Origin of the sequence: Candidatus Thiopontia autotrophica, from assembly GCA_014384675.1 — a bacterium.
Classification (GTDB): domain Bacteria; phylum Pseudomonadota; class Gammaproteobacteria.
Genome location: JACNFK010000034.1, coordinates 105268 through 126808, shown reverse-complemented (window position 1 = coordinate 126808; position 21541 = coordinate 105268). Strand labels below are relative to the sequence as shown.

Below are 21541 nucleotides of genomic sequence, written 5' to 3'. Positions count from 1 at the left end.
TCAAATTGTTTCAGTCTGATTAAATGGATTCTCTGGTATGGTTGGTTGTTGTGAAGGCTCGGTTATTGAATGATTAAGATTATTACGGCCCTGGCGGGTAGTCTCGCGGTTGGCTGGGTGGCAACGGCATTTTTTCTTCCGCAGCATGCGCTGTTGATCGGAGTAGTCTCTTTTCTGGTTATCCTCTGGACCAATGAGGGGCTGCCGCTTGGGGTGGTGTCACTTCTCCCTCTGCTGCTCTTCCCGCTGTTTGAAATACTTGAATTCAAGGCAGTAACTGCCAATTATGCAAAACCGGTAATATTTCTCTTTCTGGGTGGTTTCATGATTGCGATTGCAATCAAGGAGAGTGGTCTACACAAGGTTATTGCCCATCGTATGCTGAGGATATTCCCCAATAGTGCACGGGGGATGATCTATTCACTGGCAATAACGGCAGCGCTATTAAGCTCATTTCTATCCAATACAACAATTACTCTGATGCTGTTGCCAATTGCGCTATATCTGACCGAGAACATCAGGCTCAAGATCAGGTTTCTTATAGCAACTGCATATGGGGCAAGCATTGGCGGGGTGTTGACCCCAATTGGTACTCCTCCAAACCTGATTCTGATGGGGTATCTTGAGGATATAGGGATGGCAGCTCCAACCTTTATGGAGTGGATGACGTATACATCTCCTGTGGTCTTTATGATGCTGTTGATTGTTCCTGCACTGTTGTCAATTGGTCTGGAGGGTGAGCATGTAGAGAGCCGTAGAGATGATGAGATTGCCCCGCTCAATAAAAGTCAGCGTCGCCTGGCATCAACTCTTTATGCTCTCATTGTGTTGCTGATTATAAACTCACCAATTGAGCCGTTTCATAGTGGTCTGGGGTTGAATGAAAAGATGTTGTTGTTGGGCTTTGGGGTGCTGATGTTTGCCCCCGGGATTGGGTTTCTTCAATGGAGTGACATCAAAAAGGTGCCGCTTGAGATTATCTTCCTCTTTGGTGCCGGTTTCTCCATCGCTAACGCCTTTATGTACTCCGGTATTGTGAATGAGATCACCGGTTATCTGTTGGGGATGGAGGCACTTCCATTCTGGGCGCTTATATTTGTGATCGCGCTCTTTGTAAGTTTCTCAACAGAGATAACCAGCAATACAGCCCTTATTTCGATTGTATTGCCTATATTTCATACATTTTCTCAGCAGACAGCCCTTAACGAACAGATTGTGCTAATGGTGGCAACCATTGCTGCCAGTTACGCCTTTATGCTGCCAATCGCAACTCCTCCCAATGCCATTGTCATGTCGAGCGGGGTAATAAAGATTAGAGAGATGGCCAGAATAGGCTTCGTAATCAACCTGGTCGGGGTGTTTGTGTTGTCTTTAACAGCTTATTTTTATTGGTAATGTTTGTTTGATGGCTTGATTTCAGTCAAATTCATCCAAGTAATTACTTGTCTCATGGGGATTTATTGCGGATAGTTAGTGGTAACTAATAGAGGTTACACAAGTTGCAGACAATCATGAGGCACAAGAAAATGAACAGTTCTATTCAATCAGCGGTAAAAAAATCACTCTCCACCGTGTTTGCGGGGGTAATTATTCTCTATACAGGAGCCGCGTCCCCATTCGGGTTTGATTTTGGTGACAGCTTCAACGAGGGTATGGATTTTGACAAGGGCAGTGATCTCGATATGGGAGGCTCCAAAATGAATTGGGAGACCCCAGATAACTCATTTGATACCGGTAGTACCGGGACAGGTTCCGGGTTCTCTTGGGGGAGTGGTTCACGCAATTCAGGCCCGTCCTGGGGTTTTCGCAAGACCCCACCTCCAGCATACTGGGGTTATCCCAACCCATATACGCAGCCGTATGCCCCCAGAGGATATGCGCCACGTTATATGCCGCCACCACAGTATGGTTGGCCACGAGCTCCCAGAGTGCAAAAGAGGCCCCCAGCACCTGCGGCACCAGTAACGGACAACCCAAAAGAGGGGAGTAACAGATGAAAACAGCACACATAACAAAAGCAGTTGCAATTTCCGCAGTAATTTTATCAACAATGGCAGTTGCTGCAGATGTCGCAGAGGATGCAGAGCAGAGCCAGAAGTGGCACTGTGTTGATGTAGCCAGTGCCGGGGTTCGTTGGAATAGTGATACCGACACCTATCGGGATGCCAGCTTCTTTATGATGCAGTACATCATTGAGCAGAAGGGTGATCAGCTGGTGCTGCCGAAAATGTTGGGATTTGCTGATAAATATACCTGCGGATTCAGGAACAACAGCCCGGTGTTGACCTGCAAGGATCCGGTCCATACCTTCAACATGAATGTGCAGACTGGTCGTGCCACCCATAGCAAGAATTATGGATGGATGGATCCATATTCACGTCCAGACTCCATGTTTGTCTCTGCTCTTATCTGCAGGGTTCAGTAGACAGTAACCAAAAAGAAAAAACCTCTCACCTGGATGGGTGAGAGGTTTTTTGCTGTCTGCCAGTTACCTCTAGTGCATGCTGAGATAACCAATAATTACCAGGGTCAACAGAGTTAGACCGAAGAATATCAGGATCGCTCCAAGCAGGTTGGAACCTGCCTGTATACCCTTGGGCATACGTTTCACAAGATGTTTTTCCAGTTCGCCGCTTGCCTTAAGGCGTTCGTACTCCAGCTTGTGTTCATGTTTGTACTCATCAAGTGGCACCAGTCCGGTAAAGATGGTGGTACTCATTGGGAACTTGTCTGGACGGAAGTGGACGTTGAAGAAGTGCACTGTGAACAGGAAGATGGTTGCCAGTAGCGCCTCTTCAGCATGGATAATGGTAGCTATATTGAAGACATATCCGGGCAGAATGATTGCGGTCAGTTTTGGTGCAAAGAGCATTATGCCGCTAAACCCGATGATGGCAGCACCCCAGAACGGAGCCCAGTAATCAAATTTCTGCCAGTAGGACCAGCGATCGAAGTTAGGCCTCTCTGCCATGCCGAAGAACCAGCGGAACATTGCAGTAACGTCACGCAAATCCTGCCAGTTTGGAATCATGGAAGTAGGCCCAAACCAGCGGAACGACTTGCGATTACTGAAGATGTTATAGACAACAAAAGTGAAGTGGGCCATAAATACCGACAGCCAGGTGACTGCTGCGGTACGGTGGATGATAGCCTCAACCTCTGGCCCTCCCAGCATACTTATAACGACTGGGGCCCAATCTGTATGTGAGAATAGCAGTGTGGATCCGGTCAGTGCCAGAGTCATCGTACTAAGAGCAAATAGTAGATGGATGATTCGCCACGGCAGAGTGAAGCGACGGAAGTAGACCTGTCCCTTGGCAGCAATCAGTGCTTGAGGTGGCGGCTTATACCCCTTGCCCTTTCTGCGGTCACTGTACTCTCGGTAGAACCAGAGAATCACATGGGTCCAGAAGAAGAGGAATACACCAATAATGAGCCAGTTCATGAATTTGGTGACGATATAGATATCAGGATAACGCTCGTAGTCATCCGCATTACCGTGAGCATAGAAGCCCAGGAATCCATCAGGAGCATCCTCATGACACTTGTTACAGGTCTCCAGGCGGTTGTCGAGATGAACCATTGAGGTTGGGTCATCAACCTCTTTCAATGCATGGCTGCCATGGCAGTCAAAACATTTTGCAGTATTGGTGTAACCAAGTCGGTTGACCTGTCCGTGGTAGGAGGAGACATATGTGTTCAGTGACTCCTCGTGACAGCTACCGCAGTTCTGGGTAATTGCCAGCTTCATGGAGTCCTTGTCAGGTGATTCTATGTTGTGGGTGGTATGACAGTCGGAGCATACAGCTGCATCACTGTTCCGGTTTTCCACCACCTCCTTGCCGTGAATGGAGGTCATGTAAGCATCTTTCTGCTCCTCATGACATCGGCCGCACACCTCTGGATTATTTAGGCGGTGGTCGGCACGTGCCTCACTGCCAAGGGTACCAATGTTATGGGCATCGTGGCAGTCGTGACAGGTGGCATTTGTCCTGGATTGATCGGCAATATTTGGTTGGGCGTGAACAGAGTGCATGTAACTATCAATCTGCTCCAGTACCACATTTAGTCGTTTGTACTTTGGATCAGCCTCATTCTCCTGCTCTTCCATAGTCTCGGTGTGGCACTGAATACAGCCCACTGTTATTGGCAGCTCCTCCTCATGCTCACCTTTTTTCAGGGTGATATTGGTATGGCAGCCTACACAGTTCTGTTTTCCATGAACACTGCCCTCAAATTTATCAGGATCAACATAGATGAATACCTCTGGTCCCTCCTCATCTTCACCCAGAATATACGTCTTCTCATCCTCATCAGCGTGACACTTGTTACACTTTTTATTGGGAATAAGCTTCTTGGCAACCTTTTGGCTCTCCGCCTTGTTGGATGTCTGGGCAGATGAGCCATCTGATACAGAAGCGTGGGTGGTGATAGTGAATAGCCCCAGCAGAATTGCCAGAGAGATACGTTGAATACGAGTTGATAAATTTGACACATTCCCCTCCTCGGAATAGTTAAGTGGGTGATTATCAAGTTGAAGGGGTGCTGTGTCAACTTTTCATCAAGAAGCCTGAATTAGTTACCCGCGCGCAGACGGGAATTATCTCTTTAAGCTTTTTAAGTAATTAACTCGGTCTGATAACGTTCGACCTTAATAGTATCGGTCCAGTAATTGGCTGGCAGTCCAGCCTTCTGTTTTAGGTGCTGGACAAAAAGTTCAGGAGAGGGCAACTGTTCCCAGACGGAAGGGAGAAAGGTACCGCGATACCCTCTATCAGAGAGAATAAGTCCATCTATACCGGGTCTGATCTGTCTGATCAGGTCATCTTCGGATTTGAAGTTTATTGGGGAGGCGGGAGTGAGCAGAGATATCTTTATGGCTGTCCTGATAAACTCCTCGGCTCCCAGAGGTGGAAAACGTGGATCCTGGAATGCTGCGGCAAAACTGTTTTTAACCAGATCCTCAGCCAAAGGTTGATATGCCTCGAGTGACCCTATGCAGCCGCGTAGCTGGCTCTCTATCTCCAGAGTCACAAAACATGCTCCCAACTCCTGTAGTTGGGGTGGTAGCTCTTCCAGCTTAACAGTTGAGACTCTTCCATGGTCAACTCCATACTGGATTGAGGAGTGGGCAAGCTCCAGCATGATCCTGCGGTTCTCTTTAGAGGTTTGGTTCATGTCGACTGTGCCGAAAAAAGATATGCACCGTATCCAACCACACGACTCTTGTCACCAGCAGTATCTCCCGAGTTTCTCAGATCAATGGCTGCACCCTGAAGGCCTCTCTTCCTTGCCAGATAAAGTAATCCGTTAATTGGCATCCGTCCACAGGCGTCATCGTGGTTGATTGCACTGTCATCAAGATCCTCAATGGCTTGTGAGGTCTTGCTGTCCAGCTGCTGGGCAATCTCATAGGGCTGATAGTGGCTAAGATCGGAGCTGATTATAATCACTGTTTCTGGGCCTCCCCAGAGGGCCTCCAACACCTCGGCAACATCTGTTGGGCTGGCGTTGCCAACCACCAGAGGGAGTAGTGAAAAATCACCAAGAACCTCCTGTAGAAAGGGTATATGTACCTCCAGGCTGTGTTCCGGTTGGTGCGCCTCGTCAATCATCTTAACCTGTGGCAACTCAATCACCTGTTGCAGGGCGTCTCTGTCCAGCGGAACCAATCCAAGTGGTGAGGCATAAAAATCTGCACCCGATGCAGCCAGCCCGTTAAAGGCAAGGTGGTGGGAGGGGCCAAGAAGGACAACCCTCTCCACTACCCCCTTAAGAGGGCTTAATGCACGATAGGCAGATCCGGCAACAGGCCCGGAGTATATGTAACCGGCATGAGGGGCGATAATTGCCTTCGGAATAGTGGTTGATGATTGTCCAGCATCAATAAACCCTCTCACCATGTGGCTCAACTCCACAGGGTCTGCAGGATAGAAGGTGCCGGCAACAGCAGGTTCTCTGATCACTGGTAGATACTCCTCTCCTCGTCTATAGTCACTATATCAATGTGTTCGCAGTGACTAATAGTAGTTGAAAATCTGAAAACGGCAAACTTGATGAGTGACAAGAAGATAAGCGAAGTAGCAATAGATGACTATCCAACAACATACTGGCATCAGTTGAGTGATGGCAGAGTGCAGTGTGATCTCTGTCCGCGAGAGTGCAAGTTGAGGGATGGTCAGCGTGGACTCTGTTTTGTAAGGATGGCAAAGGGCGGAGCTGTAGTTCTGACAACCTATGGCCGTTCCAGTGGTTTTGTGATTGATCCGATAGAGAAGAAACCGCTCAACCACTTTCTGCCGGGCAGCGCAATACTCTCTTTTGGTACTGCAGGTTGCAACCTGACCTGTAAGTTTTGTCAAAATTGGGATATGAGCAAAGCACGAAAGATGGACAGGCTACAGGACTTTGCCTCACCAGAGATGATCGCAAGAGCTGCCAGCGAGTTGGGATGCAAGAGTGTTGCCTATACCTACAATGATCCGGTTATCTTTATGGAGTATGCGGTAGATGTGGCCATGGCCTGCAGGAAAAAAGGGGTGCGCTCGGTTGCAGTTACTGCGGGATACATTCACGGTGCAGCCAGGGAGGAGTTCTTCCAGGAGATGGATGCAGCGAATATCGACCTCAAGGGGTTTTCTGATGATTTTTACCACAAGCTCTGCAGTGGATCACTGCAACCGGTACTGGATACCCTGCTCTATCTCAAGGAGAAGACCACAGTCTGGTTTGAGCTGACAACACTGCTGATTCCGGGACAGAATGACTCTGCTGAAGAGCTGGATGCGATGACAAAGTGGATTGTCGACAATCTGGGGCCAGAGGTTCCGATCCACTTTACTGCCTTCCACCCCGACTACAAGATGATAGATATACCCTCTACCCCGCAAGAGACATTGACTCATGCACGTGATATCGCCAAAAGGAATGGTATCTACCACGCCTATACCGGCAACGTGCATGACAAGGCTGGAGAGAGCACATACTGTCACCACTGTGGCGAGCTCTTGATTGGCAGGGATTGGTATGAGCTTTCAGAGTGGAACCTTACCGAGAGTGGCAGGGGTAAAAAATGTAGAACACGTTGTGCCGGAGGTTTTGAAGGAGAAGCCGGTAGCTGGGGCAGCAGGCGCCTTCCCGTACAGATGGCAAATTTCAGATAGAGTGGAGAGGAGATAGTAATGCATGACAAGATTATTCAGCTGATGGACAAGGTTGTAGACCTGGAGCAGGAGCTGGAGCGTGATCTGGAAGAGAAGCAGACCGAATTCAGGTACAGGCTTGAAGAGAAGAGAATTCACTTCGAGCGCGAGATGACAGAGTCGCAGCGTCAGCTAAAGGTTGGGCTGTTTCAGTTTATCCGCAGGGCAAAATTAAGAACACTGCTCTCGGTTCCTGTTATCTACGGGCTGGCACTCCCTCTGTTGATTGTTGATATCTCGGTCACCATCTATCAATGGATCTGTTTTACCCTCTGGGGTATGGGCCGGGTTAGACGCCGTGACTACTGGTTGATGGATCGTGGACATCTTGCATACCTGAATGCCATAGAGAAGATAAATTGCTACTACTGTAGTTATGCCAATGGGTTGGCATCATATATTAGCGAGGTGGCAAGTCGTACAGAACAGTACTGGTGCCCCATAAAACATGCCAGAAGAGTTCAGCATCCTCATCCACGGTATTGGCGTTATAGCGATTTTGGTGATGCCGAAGCATATCGCTCAACTCTGGACCGTTTCCGAAAAGAGCTTGGTTGAACGAAACGTTCAATGCATTCAATGTAAAGGTTAAAAAATTGAATGATATAGGTTAACCATATCGAGTCATCAGGGTTGTCATAAAACTATTTAATATATATAAATCAGTAAGATACCAATTTTTCATACTGATGCCAGAAGTGGTACAAAAATTGCTTTATAAGATGGTATGGGGATATATGAGGAACTGGAACTGCAACACCAACAGATCAACGGGCAGATTGATCAGTTTGTTGCACAGCTAAACAGTGAGTCTGGATTTGATCCAGTTGAAATAATCCAGCAACTTGAGGAGTTCTCCAAACTCCTTTTCGCACATTTCACCCTGGAGGACAGAGTGTTCTCGCAGATGATTATCGACCAGAACTGTGTTGCTGGTCGCAAGAGCCAGATACTTGAGTCGATGGGTGACATTCAGCGTGTAATCTCTGTCTTTGTATCTCTGATCAGAAGGTGGTGGATGAAAGATGGTTCCGAGATTGATCGGGAGCAGTTTCGTGCGGAGGTGCTGGAAAATCTGGATACCATCCACGACTGTCTGCAATCGGAAGAGTCGGATATCTTTGCCTATTGTGAATCCTGTATTCGTGAGGTTGATCTCGAGGAGAGGCTGGGATACCGGACTGCCTGATCGGTGCCGGAGAGGCATCCACTTTTTGTATTGCCATACTTTTTGTGATATTATTTGCAAATAGTAATAATTCTCAAACACATCAATAAACCCGGACCATCATGGAAGCAACACTGGCATCACTAAAGCCTGGAGAGGAGGGCACCATTATTGGCATTAATGGAGAAAACCGCCTCCGCCAACGTCTGACAGAGATGGGTTTTCTAAAAGGCTCCACGATTGGGGTTGATTCCACCGCCCCGTTTGGGGATCCACGCTCCTATACAATTCGTGGATATCAGGTAAGTCTGCGTAATGCAGAGGCAGATCAGATCCTTGTCAATATTGATAAGGGGTTATGACCATGGGTCAGACAGACAAGATCATCAATGTAGCCCTTGCAGGAAATCCCAACTGTGGAAAGACCACAATCTTTAACCACCTGACGGGCGCGCGTCAACGGGTGGGAAACTTCAGCGGGGTAACAGTTACCCGTAAAGAGGGAACTGTACACCACAAGGGGTGGACCATAAATGTTATCGATCTACCCGGAACCTACTCACTCTCCTCAAAAACAGTAGAGGAGAAGGTGGCTCGTGAGTATATCCTTAATGAGTCACCTGATCTGGTGGTTGATGTTGTAGATGCCGGAAATCTGGAGAGGAACCTGTTTCTCACCACCCAGCTGATCGAGATGGACCTGCCCCGTATTATCAATCTAAATATGATTGATGAGGTTAGGGCCAAGGGGATGGAGATCGATACAGCCACCTTCTCTCAGCTTCTCGGGGCACCAACAGTAGAGACTGTTGGACGTACAGGCGAGGGCAAGGAGAAGCTGCTGGATGCGATAGTAGCTATTGCAGAAGATGGGTTCAGCTCTCGTCAGATCAGGGTTCCATACGACTCTCATGTGGAAGAGGCGATTGAGCGTACCCAGGAACATATCGCAAAACTCCACCCCGGACAGATTGAGGAGGAGCGCTCTCGCTGGCTGGCACTCAAGCTTCTGGAGGGGGACTCCGATGTGCTGGCACAGGAGCATGACCATGCAGACCTGATTGCAGCAGCAAAGAGCGAGCAGACAGAACTTGAAGATAGTCATGGCGAAGACTCCCCAACCCTGTTGGCTGATGGCCGTTACGGATTTATTCACGGTCTGGTGCAGGAGACCATGCAGCAGTCAAAACCGGTACGTGCCCAAAACATGACCCGCAGGATTGACCAGGTGCTGCTGAATCGAGCACTGGGGCTGCCACTATTTCTCTTCTTTATGTGGCTGATGTTTCAGACCACGTTTACCGTTGGCCAATACCCGATGGACTGGATTGATTCCGGAGTGGGCTGGCTCTCTGATACAACCACAGAGCTAATGCCGGAGGGGTTGATCCGCAATCTGCTGGTGGATGGAATTATTGGCGGGGTTGGTGGCATCATCATCTTCCTCCCCAATATTGTGCTGTTATTCCTGTTTATCTCATTCTTTGAGAATACCGGATATATGGCACGAGCCGCCTTTCTGATGGACCGCTTTATGCACGGTATCGGTCTCCATGGCAAAGCCTTTATCCCCCTGCTTATGGGGTTTGGTTGTAACGTGCCGGCTATTATGGCGACCCGTACCATCGAGAACCCCAGGGACAGGCTGCTCACCATCCTCATCAACCCTTTTATGAGCTGCTCGGCCCGTCTGCCGGTCTATGTACTGTTGGCCGGAATCTTCTTTGCAGAGTATGCAGGCACAGTAGTCTTTGCGCTCTACCTGGCGGGCATTCTGGTAGCCATGGGTGCCGCCTGGATGATGAAAAAGACCATGTTTCAAGGCCTCTCTGATCCGTTTGTAATGGAGCTGCCACCATATCGCCTGCCGGCAGCCCGCTCGGTTGTGATCCACATGTGGGAGAAGGCGGTAGAGTTTCTAAAAAAGGTGAGCGGTATCATTCTGGTGGGCTCTATCATTATCTGGTTCCTGCAGGCCTTTCCTCAAAACGTTGAGTTGAGCGTGGACTATGGCGCAGAGCAGCACCGTATAGAGCAGCAGATGGATGCGGGGCAGGCAAGAGAGCAGGCACTTTCCGAGCTTGCAAACAGGCAGGCGGCTGAGGAGCAGGAGAGGCGCTATCTGGGGCAGATTGGGAGAACAATCCAGCCCATATTTGAGCCCCTGGGGTTTGACTGGAAGGGGAGTATCGCCCTCCTGACCGGATTTGTGGCCAAGGAGATCGTGGTCTCTACATTTGGAGTCCTCTACAACACAGGTGATGAGGTGGATGAGGAGAGTATGAGTCTGCGTGAGGCGATGGCTGGGAGCATGGCTCCGGAGGTGGCACTTGCGTTTATGGTCTTTACCCTCCTCTATATGCCATGCCTTGCAACCATTGCGGTTATAAAAAGAGAGACCCAGTCAGTTGGCTGGACCACGTTCTCCATTGGACTGGGATTAGGTATCGCATGGGTTCTGGCATGGGTTGTGGTAAGGGTTGCGGGGTACTTTTTATGAGTGAGTTGACCACAATAGAGATCATGGTGCTGGGGGTAATCCTGATCTTTGCCCTGCGCTACTTGTGGCGATATTCAAGACGTGCCCTCGGTCTGGGCAGAGATGGCTCATCATCATCCTGTCAAGGCTGTTCTCAGGGAAAAGATTGCCCGTCAGGGCAGAATGTCTCACTGACCAATAGACAGAAAACGACTAAGAGAGGGGGTAGCAATGAGTTTTGAATCCATCAATCCATACAGCGGCGAGGTGATTGAGCAGATCCCGAATTGGGATGAACAGCAGATAGAGTCTGCACTGGCTCAGGCCGCATCCGCAGCACCAGTCTGGCAGTCCACCCCCCTGGAGCAACGTTGTGCCATTGTGCGCAAGGCTGGAGAGCTGTTGCGCAGGCGCAAGCGAGAACTTGCAGAGATGCTAACCAAAGAGATGGGCAAGCTGATAACTGAGTCCGAGGCTGAGGTAGAGAAGTGTGCCTGGGTATGTGACTACTATGCAGATGAAGGGCCAGGTTTTCTGGCGGATGAGATCATCGCAAGCGATGCTGGCAAAAGCCTGGTTGCGCACCAGCCATTGGGGACGGTATTGGCAGTAATGCCCTGGAATTTCCCGCTCTGGCAGGTTTTCCGTTTTGCCGCCCCCGCACTGGTTGCCGGTAATACCGGTCTGCTCAAGCACGCATCCAACGTACCCGGCTCTGCACATGCCATTGAGGAGGTGTTCAGAGAGGCCGGTGCGCCACAGGGGGTATTCACCTCATTGATGATTCGTGCCTCCCAGGTGGCAAAAATCATCGAGGATGATCGTGTTCACGCTGTCACCCTTACAGGGAGTGAGCCGGCGGGGCGACAGGTAGCTGCAACAGCAGGGGCAAGCCTCAAAAAGAGCGTGCTCGAGCTTGGGGGGTCCGATGCATTCATTGTGTTGGAGGATTGTGATCTGGATGCGGCGGTAAAGGTAGCAGTAGCCTCTCGTTACCTTAATAGTGGACAGAGCTGTATTGCAGCCAAACGGTTTATTGTGGTTGAGGCTGTTGCCGACCAGTTTGTCTCTCGGTTCAAACAGGCCGTGGAGGAGTTGCAGTTGGGCGACCCAATGGATCCAGCCACCACACTGGCACCAATGGCGAGAACAGATCTGCGTGATGAGCTTGATCAGCAGGTACAGAGAAGTATCGAGGCGGGGGCGGAGCCGTTGACCGGATGTAGCCCATCAGATATAACCCATGCCGGTTATGCCCCCTCAATTCTCGACCATGTAAAACCTGGAATGGCGGCTTACAGTGAAGAGTTCTTCGGGCCGGTGGCGATTGTGATTCGTGCCACAGATGAGACCGATGCAGTCCGTATTGCCAACGACAGCCCATTTGGGCTTGGAGGGAGCGTCTGGACCGAAGATCTGGAGCGTGGTGAGCGCGTGGCCCGCAAGATTCAATCAGGTGCCACCTTTGTAAACGGGATCGTCAAAAGTGATCCGCGTCTCCCCTTTGGAGGAATCAAAAATTCCGGTTACGGACGAGAGTTATCCAAACTTGGAATGCATGAGTTTGTGAACGCCAAAACCATCTGGATTGGGTAAAACTTACTCAGGCCCCTTCCACCCCAGAACCTTGTCCTCATCAAACCAGACAAAAGCATATAGCTTGGAGGTTGGATGGTAGTACCAGGTGGTGAAGATCGACTCCTCAATTCGCCCGGGCTTGCCCAGCAGGCTCTTTATTGAGCGGGATGTCATATCCTTTTTGACCCGTTGCCACAGAACATCATCCTTCCAGCGATTTTTACCGATACTATCCCTGAGCTGATCCTCCAGCTCACTGATACGATTCTCCAGCGCAGTGACCCGATCCGATATGGACGCATCATTGGCATAGGCAGATTGGTAGACAAATAGCGAACAGATTATCGCAATAACAGTTTTCATGGTTCAGTAACCTATTTTTTGGTTGTTTTGGGGGCGGGAATCGAGAATTTTGGCATTCCCGGAATATTAAGATCAAGAAGGTTTGGTCCCTCCTCAGGTGCAATCAACCCCTCGCCCTCGAGGTCATATTGGAATCCCTCAGGCAGGTTGTATTGATGCTCTATGTCCGGGGTCACCAGAGACTCTCCGGCCTGCTCCTTCTCTCTCCAGCCTAAACGATAATGCTCGCCAAGTTGTCCCTTGGCTATATTTTCCGGCAGCACCTTGATTGCTGCAACAGGTAGAGGACATGCATATTCACACTTGCCACAACCGGTGCAGGCATCGGAGTGTACAGTCGGCACGAAGATTGTGTGACGCTTGGTGCGGGCATTGTGAAAGCGTTCCAGTGATATCGCCTCATCAAGAACCGGACAGACTCGGTAACAGATATCGCAACGCAGCCCCAGCAGGTTCAGACAGGTCTCTTGATCAACCAGAACTGCAACCCCCATGCGCGAGGTATTGATATCAGCCAGGCCTCTATCCAGTGCCCCGGTAGGACAATTCTGGATGCAGTAGATCTCCTCGCACATCTCGCACGGCTTGTCGCGAGCGATAAAGTATGGAGTACCTAGAGCCACCTCTTCCTGTAGCTCTGCCAGATGGAGGATCTCATAGGGACAATCCTGAACACAGAGACCACAGCGGATACAGGAGCCCAGAAACTCATTCTCGGGAAGTGCACCAGGTGGACGCAGCGCATAGGCCGGCATTGAGCTCGCCTGCTTGCCGAACAGGCCAATCGTAGCACCAGCAACAGAGAGCCCACCAACCATCTTTCCACTGTCGGTGAGGAACTGCCTGCGGTCTACCTTCTTCTTGCTCATGGCTGGCTCAGGTTCGGTTAAGAGGCCTCTGCAATCTCCGTCTCATCGTGAATATATACAGGGTTAACAATAATAACACCATCAATTGACTCAATTTCGGTGATGCTATCTGTCATGGTATTGGCGTCACGCCCCTCCAGAGTGATGGCAAGTTTTCCTGCAGCATCCTCGGCATGAATCTCCAGACCATCAATGGCGTTGAGTTGTGATTTAACCGACTCCATCATCTCTGGTCTGAGTCTGATTGCAACTCCCGAAATTTGTATAACTGTATCTTCCACTATCTGCCTCCTTTCCCTTGTTTTATATGTTTAGTTTATCCTGATTATACCGTCAGCATAAAAAAACCGCTTGGATCATGCAAGATCCAAGCGGCTATTTCTACTCAATAGCTACTCTCTAGCCATTAGCGTCTTGCACTGGTTGAGAATTCATTTACAACCAGCGGATCCACCCGGTATTGAGGGGCATGACACTGATTACAGAAGAATCTTGCTCCAGAGAGGTGGTTAAGAGTGTTGCCGGCACGATCTACATAGTGGCTACGGCCAATCTTGGTGGCCTCCTCCTCTTTGTAGTTCGCATCACTATGACAATCCATACACTCGTTCTCTTTTACAGAGATTGAATAGTCTTTGTGAGGCATTACCGGGGGCTGCTCTTTCCAGGTTCGTGCAAAAGGATCAGCATCCTTAAAGCGGTTTTTCCTGGTAGGAATTGCCGAATCGGCATTGATATCACTGCCTCCACGCAGGGAGGTGACATCGCCAGCCACAACAACAGAACTTCCACCTAGCAGTGCAGCCAGAGAAGCACCCAATACAAACATCATGATATTACGCTTTTTCATTGGTATCTCCTCCTTAGGCCTTAGTCACTTTAACAGCGGTCTTCTTAAAGTCCGTCTCTTTGGAGAGAGGGTCGGTTGCATCAAGAACCAGCTTGTTTACCAGACGACGCGCATCAAACCATGGAACAAATATCAGCCCCTCTGGCATCTTGTTACGTCCTCGAGTGGAGACGCGCGCTTTCATGCTGCCGCGACGGGATGTAACCATTGCTGCTGCACCATCATGTAGTCCTGCCGCCTTGGCATCCTTTGGATGCATATAGATCAATGCATCAGGTACTGCACGGTAGAGCTCAGGAACACGCTGAGTCATTGAGCCAGAGTGCCAGTGCTCGAGTACACGACCAGTAGTCATCCACAGTGGGAACTCTGCATCCGGAGACTCCGCAGGTGGCTCGTAAGGGCAACAGAAGATGTTGGCCTTGCCATCCGGTTTTCCATAGAAGTAGACATCACCCTTGGCAACCGTTGGGTTTGACTTTCTAACCAGTGGGTCAAACCCTTCACGATAGCGCCAAAGGGTCTCCTTGCCATCGATTACCGGCCAGCGCATGCCGCGCGTCTTGTGATACTGGGTATATTCACCAAGCTCATGCCCCTTCTTTGGGCCATTTAGACCAAACAGGCGATACTCTTCATAGAGCCCCTTCTGTGGGTAGAAACCGAAGTGGAACGCCTCTTCGTTATCAAACCCTCTCTCCAGATCCTCCAGGCCATACTTGTTGACCTGTCCATTACCATAGAGCACATCAAACAGGGTCTTGCCCTTGAACTCTGGGTTGGCCGCAACGTGCGCCTCTCCCCACGCCTCTTCGGTAGTGAAGTGCTTGGAGAACTCCATCAACTGCCAGAGATCTGACTTGGCACCCTCTACAGGTGGAACCTGCTGACGCCACGCCTGAGAGCGACGCTCTGCATTACCATATACACCCTCCTTCTCAATCCACATTGCAGTAGGAAGGATCAGGTCAGATGCCATTGCGGTAATAGTTGGGTATGGATCCGAGGTGACAATAAAGTTCTTTGGATTACGATACCCAGGCATGGTCTCATCATTAAGATTTGGTGCCGCCTGAACGTTGTTGTTACACATTACCCAGTAGGCATTCAGCTTGCCATCCTTGAGTTTGCGATTTTGTAGTACCGCATGGTATCCAGGTTTGCCAGGGATAGTTCCTGCAGGAATCTTCCAGGTCTTCTCGGTAAAGTCACGGTGTGGTTTCTTCATCACCACCAGGTCTGCAGGCAGACGGTGGGCGAAGGTTCCAACCTCACGTGCGGTACCACAGGCAGAAGGCTGTCCAGTCAGAGAGAATGGCCCATTGCCAGGCTCGGAGATCTTGCCGGTCAGCAGATGCAGGTTATACATCAGGTGGTTCATCCAGACACCACGTACATGCTGGTTGGTTCCCATGGTCCAGAGAGAGACGATCTTCTTGCTTGGGTCAGCATAGAGATCAGCCAGTGCCTTCAGGTTCTCTGCAGGGACACCAGACATCTCGACGGCCTTCTCCAGGGTGTACTCGGCAACAAATGCCTTGTACTCATCAAAGGTCATTGGCTTGGAGCCAACCTGAGCCTTGCGTGGAGAGCTGTTTTTTGCACTCTTCTCACGAGGATCATTTGGGCGCAGCCCATAACCGATATCGGTATTGGCGAGACGTATATTTGTATGTTTCTTTACAAAATTATGGTCTACAGCGCCACTCTGGATAATGTGGTTTGCAATATAGTTACCAATCACCAGGTCAGTTTGTGGCTCGAAGATCAGTACATTGTCTGCAAGGTCACAGCTACGGTGGGTATAGGTAGAGAGAACATGTACCGATGAGTTTTTCTTGGTCAGGCGTGTATCAGTGATACGCGACCAGAGGATGGGGTGCATCTCCGACATATTGGAGCCCCAGAGTACAAAGTTCTCACCATGCTCAAAATCATCATAGCAGCCCATGGGCTCATCGGAGCCGAAGGTACGCATGAATGCACCTACCGCAGATGCCATACAGTGGCGTGCGTTAGGGTCAATATTGTTTGAACGGAAACCAGCCTTGTAAAGTTTGGATGCAGCATAACCCTCAAGAACAGTCCACTGACCCGAACCAAACATTCCAACAGTGGATTTGCCATCACCACGAGCGTGGTCATTGGCCATCGCCGTTTTCCACTTCTTGGCCATGATGTCGAATGCATCATCCCAGCTCACTGGGGTAAACTCACCATTCTTGTCGTACTTGCCATCAGTCTGGCGCAACAGAGGGGTGGTTAGACGGTCTCTGCCGTACATGATCTTGGAGAGGAAGTACCCCTTGATACAGTTCAACCCTCTGTTGACTGGTGCGTCCGGGTCACCCTGCGTAGCTACCAGCTTGCCGTTTTTGGTACCAACCAGAATACTACAGCCAGTGCCGCAGAAGCGACATGGGGCCTTGTCCCAGCGGATACCGTCAGAATCGTAGCCATCTTTTGCCTGGGTTACAACGGGGATACCGCTAATACCAACAGCAGTAGCCGCCGCGGCCACAGCATTGGATTTGATAAACTCTCTTCTAGAGATTCCCATAGATACTTCTCCTCACTATTTACGTTTTAATTCTAAATTATAGAACCGTATCTTTAGGGAGAGTTTGTTCACCGTCCCCTCCCCAGGTACGGTTTTTCCTAGATATAACCTACTACTATAGTTGGTTATATCCACATAAAAACATGTGAAAGGTGTTTATCTCAAAAAACAATAGCTACGTCAACAAGTATCATGGTTTGTTAATTGATCTACATCAATTGGTTCAACCATAGCTGTCCCTGCATTTGTACTCCACCATACTCTATTAATAATTTATCTAAGTGTAGCTGTTACGTAGCTGTCAGCCTATTCAACAATATCATTTAAGATTTAAGATAGTTGACAGTTTTTGTTTGTCTGATACTTTTAGTCAGTGGAGATAACTCGTTATGGGGGTTTTTTGGTCTCTGTAATGTAAAAGCGTAGTTGAGGAGGGTTAAGAAATGGTAGCAGCAAGATATGATATGAATAGATTTACCGAGCTTGGAGAGATACTCAGAGAGTTCAGGCTGGATGCGCAGATTTTGCCTGATGAACAGCAGGTAGAGATCTCTGACAAATATGGCAATCGCATCAAAAAGAGGTTTTCAGAGCTGCTGATGGGGAAGGAGGGGTGTGTGGTCTGCGTACGCAAGATTGCCGACCATTTTGAAAAGTTGGCTTTCCGCAGTATGCGCGGTGCCGGGAATTGAGAGAGCGGGGCAGGTTACTTGGGGACAATTCAGAGGTTCCCTAAATCTTTACTGTGAAAATAATTACCCCCACAAAAACATAGGTATCCCTGCCCTCAGATTAATCTGAAGGCGGACTTTACCCTGCCGCAGTTTGATGCAGTTTACGTTGTCTGAGGCTGAGCCAGTTGAGGCAAATAGCCAAATTCCCATAACTTCTTCATCCAGCGAGATAATGGTCCGTTTATGGCCTCTGCGTATGACAAGTCCTTGATATTTGACTTTGAACTGACTCGTGGTTCTACTGGCGGCATTGGCCACCTCACATAAAGAGTGTCGAAGGGATCGATTCCCTTTGCGCGTTTTTCCGCTTTTTCTTTTTCCGGCACTTTCGTTATTACCGGGACAGAGGCCTGCCCATGAAGCGAACTGCTGAATATTCCCAAACTGGGACATGTCGGTGCCGATCTCGATCAATATAGCCGTTGCTGACCAGCGGTCTACTCCGGGAAGCGTCTGTAGCAGTTGCCATGGCAGCTTTCAGCGTTATGAGCTGCTGTTGATTGCGCTTCTGTTTGGTTTGATGCAGATGGTAATCAGCACCCTTTGGCTACGATATTTTCTCTATGGCTCCCTAGAGTGGGCATGGCGATCCTTGGTCAGGATTGAGTTTCAACGGATACGACTGTCGAGTGCGTATCCATGAAAATTTGGTTGCTATGTTGTGAATCGGTTCAAAAGTGGATCTTGTTTAGACTCTGTCACTAGACAATAGACTGTCTATCGTCGGTTTTGAGTTTCCGGAAAATGGCTGTAAAAAAGTGTTGACAAGAATCCATTTTGGACTGAAAATCGCGCCCCCTTTCGACTTGATAGAAGGTTTTATGTTTTTCTAGGCCGTGCGTTGCCCTCTCTGTGAAGTGCTTCGCATCAGTAACAATTTGCACTTTGTTTTGGAGGAGCTTGCACAATGGAGACAGCCGTTTCTATTGGTCAGTATGACCTTAAAAGCACCGATCTTTTCCCTGCAACCGGAGAGGAGATCAATTCCGCCATCTGGCCCACCCACAATCAGCAGGGTGAGACTGAGCATCTGCTCGACCATTTTATTACCCGCAACGGCATCACCTTTGCCGGCACTCACCTGATTCTGGATCTGTGGAAGGCCTCGAATCTGGATGATTTGAACCTGATGGAGCAGACCTTGCGAGAGGCGGTTGATCTATGTGGAGCCACACTGCTCCATATCCATCTCCATCACTTCACCCCCAGTGGTGGGATCTCCGGAGTGGCCGTTCTGGCAGAGTCCCATATCAGCGTCCATACCTGGCCAGAGAAGGGGTATGCAGCCTTCGATGTCTTTATGTGTGGAGACGCCCGCCCGGAGTTGTCGATCGAGGTGTTCAAACGCACCTTCAACCCGACCCATATCAATATCCATGAGCATCTGCGCGGGGCTTGCGGCCAATGAGCAATCAACACACCTTTGAAGAGACCCTCTACGACAGCTACTGGCAAGGCTTTGAGGTGGGTGAGGTCTATTTTGAGCACGGCACTGGCCAGCAGCAGTTGAAGATTTTCCACAACCCCCGTTTCGGACGGGTGATGGTGCTCGATGGGGTGGTGCAGACCACCGAGGCGGATGAGTTCATCTACCATGAGATGCTGGCCCATGTGCCGCTGCTGGCACACGGCAATGCCAAACGAGTACTGATCATCGGTGGTGGTGATGGGGGGATATTGCGGGAGGTGTGTCGTCATCAGAGCATTGAGCAGATTACCCAGGTGGAGATTGACCGTGCTGTGGTTGAGATGAGTATTGAGCACCTGCCGAACCACTCCGCCGGGGCTTTTGATGACCCACGCTTTGAGCTGGTGATCGATGATGGGATGAACTACGCCAGCAACAGTGATCGGCAGTTTGATGTGATCATCTCCGACTCCACCGATCCGATTGGACCGGGAGAGAGCCTCTTTACCCAGGACTTCTACAGTGCCTGTAAGGCACGTCTGGCCCCAGGCGGTATTCTGGTGACCCAGAACGGGGTCGCCTTCATGCAGCTGGATGAGGTGCAGGATACGGCACGTCGTCTGCGATCACTATTTGCCGACAGCACTTTCTACAGTGCGGCAGTGCCGACCTATGTGGGGGGGATCATGACCTTTGCCTGGGCCACCGATAACACGGCACTGCGCAGTGTGGATCTGACTACACTGCAGACCCGCTTTGAACAGGCGGGGATCGAGACCCGCTACTACAATCCTGCGATCCATCAGGCTGCGTTTGCTCTGCCGCAGTATCTGCAGAAAGCGATTGCTGAGGCACTGGATGAGGAGTGATTTGATGAACGATAATATCGTACCGCTCTATCCTTGGAGCAGTCTGCCCGCTTCAGAGCAGGAGGCGCAGTATCGTCAGCTGGTTACCCGGTATGGTTCTCCACTGTTTGTGGTGGATGAGGCCCAACTGCGTCGACAGGTTCGTCAGCTATCCGCTGCACTGCCTGGAGTAGAGTTGTTCTATGCGATCAAGGCGCTGCCTCGCGCTGAGGTGATCGCTGCACTGGTCTCCGAAGGGGTTGGTCTCGATATCGCCAGCAGTGGTGAGGTGGCACTGGCGCGCCAGAGTGGACTATCTCCTCGTGCCACCATCCATACCCACCCCATCAAGAAGGATAGTGAGATCCGTGCTGCGCTACGCTACGGCACTACCACCTTTGTGGTCGACAACAGAGAGGAGCTGAGGAAGTTCCGGCGCTACCACAACCGGGTCGGTCTGCTGATCCGTATACGTTTCCAGGGTAAGAGTGCGGTGGTCGACCTCTCCAGCAAATTTGGTTGCTCCCCGGAGGAGGCAGTGGAGTTGTTGCAGTTGGCGCGCCGCAAGGGGATTCGCATCAAGGGTTTCTCTTTCCATGTTGGCTCTCAATCGGGGCAGCCCGATAGCCATGTGGCAGCCATTGAGACCACCCATGCACTGATGGAGCGGGCGTGGGCAATGGGATTTAACGAGATCAACCTGCTCGATATGGGCGGCGGGTTCCCGGTGGAGTACCGGCATGCTGTACCGGAGATCGAGGATTTCTGTGCGCCGATTCGTCAGGCACTCGACAAGTTGCCACAGCGTGTACGCAAGGTTGCCGAGCCGGGCCGTTATCTGGTGGCCCCGGCAGTCTCCGTCATCACCTCGGTGGTGGGCAAGAGTGAGCGTGATGGCCGCCCCTGGTACTACCTGGATGATGGGGTCTACGGCTCCTGGAGTGGCAAATTGTTTGACCATGCCGACTATCCGGTCGAGGTGTTCCGTGAAGGGCCGCATCGTGAAAGTGTATTGGCGGGCCCTACCTGTGACAGTATCGATGTGGTAGAGCAGGCGATTGAGCTACCGAAGATGGAGCTGGGAGACCTGGTGGTAGGGCATCAGATGGGGGCCTATACTGCAGCTTCAGCAACCGATTTTAATGCGTTATCCCGTGCTAAGATTGTAGTGGTTAATAGTCGGCGGAGTGAGGGGTTAGCGCACAAGAGGGGGGGAATTCAGGTTTAATCTCTTTTAACAGCAAACGGGCTATCCACTTGACGCGAGTCACAACTTCTCCATCACTATCAATGCCGTGTACCTGGAAAACATCTTTTGCCAAATCCAAACCTATTACGTTAATCTCTTTCATGGATACCGTCCTCTCTATTTAGTTGATGTGTAACAACCCAACTATGGCACTTTGATGCCGATTAAGGGAGGGCGGTGTCCATTCCATCTGAAAAAGCGTAATGGAATGGGGGTTTGGGGGAAGGGCTCAA

24 protein-coding genes are annotated in these 21541 nt (G+C 50.2%); 15 read left to right on the top strand and 9 right to left on the bottom strand.

The window, feature by feature from the left end; genetic code table 11:
- Positions 1 to 69: 69 nt before the first annotated feature.
- From H8D24_07220 to H8D24_07210, 3 genes are all read left to right on the top strand, one after another.
- On the top strand, positions 70 to 1395 hold the full coding sequence (locus H8D24_07220; GenBank protein ID MBC8520180.1) for an SLC13/DASS family transporter: 1326 nt from the start codon (positions 70 to 72) through the stop codon (positions 1393 to 1395).
- Positions 1396 to 1526: 131 nt separating this feature from the next.
- Positions 1527 to 1997, top strand: a complete 471-nt coding sequence (locus H8D24_07215) for a hypothetical protein (protein MBC8520179.1) — start codon at positions 1527 to 1529, stop codon at positions 1995 to 1997.
- Entirely contained in the window at positions 1994 to 2425 is a 432-nt protein-coding gene (locus H8D24_07210; protein ID MBC8520178.1) for a hypothetical protein, read from the top strand. Before H8D24_07215 ends, H8D24_07210 begins: the two co-directional genes overlap by 4 nt.
- A gap of 69 nt (positions 2426 to 2494) precedes the next feature.
- Here the strand turns inward: H8D24_07210 and H8D24_07205 are convergent, their stop codons facing one another.
- The 3 genes from H8D24_07205 to amrB form a co-directional block, all read right to left on the bottom strand.
- Positions 2495 to 4495, bottom strand: coding sequence for a cytochrome C (locus H8D24_07205; GenBank protein MBC8520177.1), 2001 nt, complete (start codon positions 4493 to 4495; stop codon positions 2495 to 2497).
- A 122-nt stretch (positions 4496 to 4617) separates the two neighbouring features.
- Positions 4618 to 5178, bottom strand: a complete 561-nt coding sequence (gene amrA, locus H8D24_07200; GenBank protein MBC8520176.1) for an AmmeMemoRadiSam system protein A — start codon at positions 5176 to 5178, stop codon at positions 4618 to 4620.
- Positions 5175 to 5966, bottom strand: a complete 792-nt coding sequence (amrB, locus tag H8D24_07195) for an AmmeMemoRadiSam system protein B (protein MBC8520175.1) — start codon at positions 5964 to 5966, stop codon at positions 5175 to 5177. Before amrB ends, amrA begins: the two co-directional genes overlap by 4 nt.
- Positions 5967 to 6056: 90 nt before the next feature.
- On the opposite strand from amrB, the gene amrS reads away from it, so the two are divergent.
- The 7 genes from amrS to H8D24_07160 all read left to right on the top strand — a co-directional run bounded on the left by amrS (position 6057) and on the right by H8D24_07160 (position 12445).
- On the top strand, positions 6057 to 7163 hold the full coding sequence (amrS, locus tag H8D24_07190) for an AmmeMemoRadiSam system radical SAM enzyme (GenBank protein MBC8520174.1): 1107 nt from the start codon (positions 6057 to 6059) through the stop codon (positions 7161 to 7163).
- Between the two features lie 18 nt (positions 7164 to 7181).
- On the top strand, positions 7182 to 7760 hold the full coding sequence (locus H8D24_07185) for a hypothetical protein (protein ID MBC8520173.1): 579 nt from the start codon (positions 7182 to 7184) through the stop codon (positions 7758 to 7760).
- A gap of 169 nt (positions 7761 to 7929) precedes the next feature.
- Complete coding sequence (locus H8D24_07180) at positions 7930 to 8391, top strand: hemerythrin domain-containing protein (protein ID MBC8520172.1); 462 nt, start codon at positions 7930 to 7932, stop codon at positions 8389 to 8391.
- Positions 8392 to 8492: 101 nt separating this feature from the next.
- Positions 8493 to 8732: a ferrous iron transport protein A gene (locus H8D24_07175; GenBank protein ID MBC8520171.1), complete on the top strand. Its 240-nt coding sequence runs from the start codon at positions 8493 to 8495 to the stop codon at positions 8730 to 8732.
- Positions 8733 to 8734: 2 nt separating this feature from the next.
- Positions 8735 to 10870 (top strand): ferrous iron transport protein B, encoded by a 2136-nt coding sequence (gene feoB / locus H8D24_07170; protein ID MBC8520170.1) that lies wholly within the window; start codon positions 8735 to 8737, stop codon positions 10868 to 10870.
- Positions 10867 to 11091, top strand: coding sequence for a hypothetical protein (locus tag H8D24_07165; protein ID MBC8520169.1), 225 nt, complete (start codon positions 10867 to 10869; stop codon positions 11089 to 11091). The genes feoB and H8D24_07165 overlap by 4 nt, the downstream gene beginning before the upstream one ends.
- Entirely contained in the window at positions 11081 to 12445 is a 1365-nt protein-coding gene (locus H8D24_07160; GenBank protein ID MBC8520168.1) for an NAD-dependent succinate-semialdehyde dehydrogenase, read from the top strand. The genes H8D24_07165 and H8D24_07160 overlap by 11 nt, the downstream gene beginning before the upstream one ends.
- 3 nt (positions 12446 to 12448) lie before the next feature.
- Here the strand turns inward: H8D24_07160 and H8D24_07155 are convergent, their stop codons facing one another.
- The 5 genes from H8D24_07155 to napA all read right to left on the bottom strand — a co-directional run bounded on the left by H8D24_07155 (position 12449) and on the right by napA (position 17069).
- Positions 12449 to 12790, bottom strand: a complete 342-nt coding sequence (locus tag H8D24_07155) for a hypothetical protein (GenBank protein MBC8520167.1) — start codon at positions 12788 to 12790, stop codon at positions 12449 to 12451.
- 11 nt (positions 12791 to 12801) lie between these two features.
- On the bottom strand, positions 12802 to 13659 hold the full coding sequence (napG, locus tag H8D24_07150; GenBank protein MBC8520166.1) for a ferredoxin-type protein NapG: 858 nt from the start codon (positions 13657 to 13659) through the stop codon (positions 12802 to 12804).
- A 17-nt stretch (positions 13660 to 13676) separates the two neighbouring features.
- Positions 13677 to 13940 (bottom strand): chaperone NapD, encoded by a 264-nt coding sequence (locus H8D24_07145; GenBank protein MBC8520165.1) that lies wholly within the window; start codon positions 13938 to 13940, stop codon positions 13677 to 13679.
- A 125-nt stretch (positions 13941 to 14065) separates the two neighbouring features.
- Positions 14066 to 14509 carry a nitrate reductase cytochrome c-type subunit gene (locus tag H8D24_07140; protein MBC8520164.1) on the bottom strand — a complete coding sequence of 148 codons (444 nt, stop codon included), beginning with the start codon at positions 14507 to 14509 and terminating at the stop codon, positions 14066 to 14068.
- Positions 14510 to 14522: 13 nt separating this feature from the next.
- A complete protein-coding gene (napA, locus tag H8D24_07135; protein MBC8520163.1) occupies positions 14523 to 17069 on the bottom strand; it encodes a nitrate reductase catalytic subunit NapA in 2547 nt (848 codons plus the stop codon).
- 464 nt (positions 17070 to 17533) lie between these two features.
- Between napA and H8D24_07130 the strand changes: the two genes are divergently transcribed.
- Entirely contained in the window at positions 17534 to 17761 is a 228-nt protein-coding gene (locus H8D24_07130; protein MBC8520162.1) for a hypothetical protein, read from the top strand.
- Between the two features lie 63 nt (positions 17762 to 17824).
- Here H8D24_07130 and H8D24_07125 read toward each other — a convergent pair whose 3' ends face one another.
- Positions 17825 to 18277 carry an IS110 family transposase gene (locus H8D24_07125; protein ID MBC8520161.1) on the bottom strand — a complete coding sequence of 151 codons (453 nt, stop codon included), beginning with the start codon at positions 18275 to 18277 and terminating at the stop codon, positions 17825 to 17827.
- On the opposite strand from H8D24_07125, the gene H8D24_07120 reads away from it, so the two are divergent.
- From H8D24_07120 to H8D24_07105, 4 genes are all read left to right on the top strand, one after another.
- Positions 18201 to 18446 (top strand): DUF418 domain-containing protein, encoded by a 246-nt coding sequence (locus H8D24_07120; protein ID MBC8520160.1) that lies wholly within the window; start codon positions 18201 to 18203, stop codon positions 18444 to 18446. The two genes, H8D24_07125 and H8D24_07120, sit on opposite strands and share 77 nt — an antisense overlap.
- A 264-nt stretch (positions 18447 to 18710) precedes the next feature.
- Entirely contained in the window at positions 18711 to 19211 is a 501-nt protein-coding gene (gene speD, locus H8D24_07115) for an adenosylmethionine decarboxylase (GenBank protein MBC8520159.1), read from the top strand.
- Positions 19208 to 20080, top strand: a complete 873-nt coding sequence (gene speE, locus H8D24_07110; protein MBC8520158.1) for a polyamine aminopropyltransferase — start codon at positions 19208 to 19210, stop codon at positions 20078 to 20080. The genes speD and speE overlap by 4 nt, the downstream gene beginning before the upstream one ends.
- Positions 20081 to 20084: 4 nt before the next feature.
- The gene (locus H8D24_07105) at positions 20085 to 21287 is read left to right on the top strand and encodes a type III PLP-dependent enzyme (GenBank protein ID MBC8520157.1); all 1203 of its coding nucleotides are present in this window, start codon (positions 20085 to 20087) and stop codon (positions 21285 to 21287) included.
- Positions 21288 to 21541 lie beyond the last annotated feature (254 nt).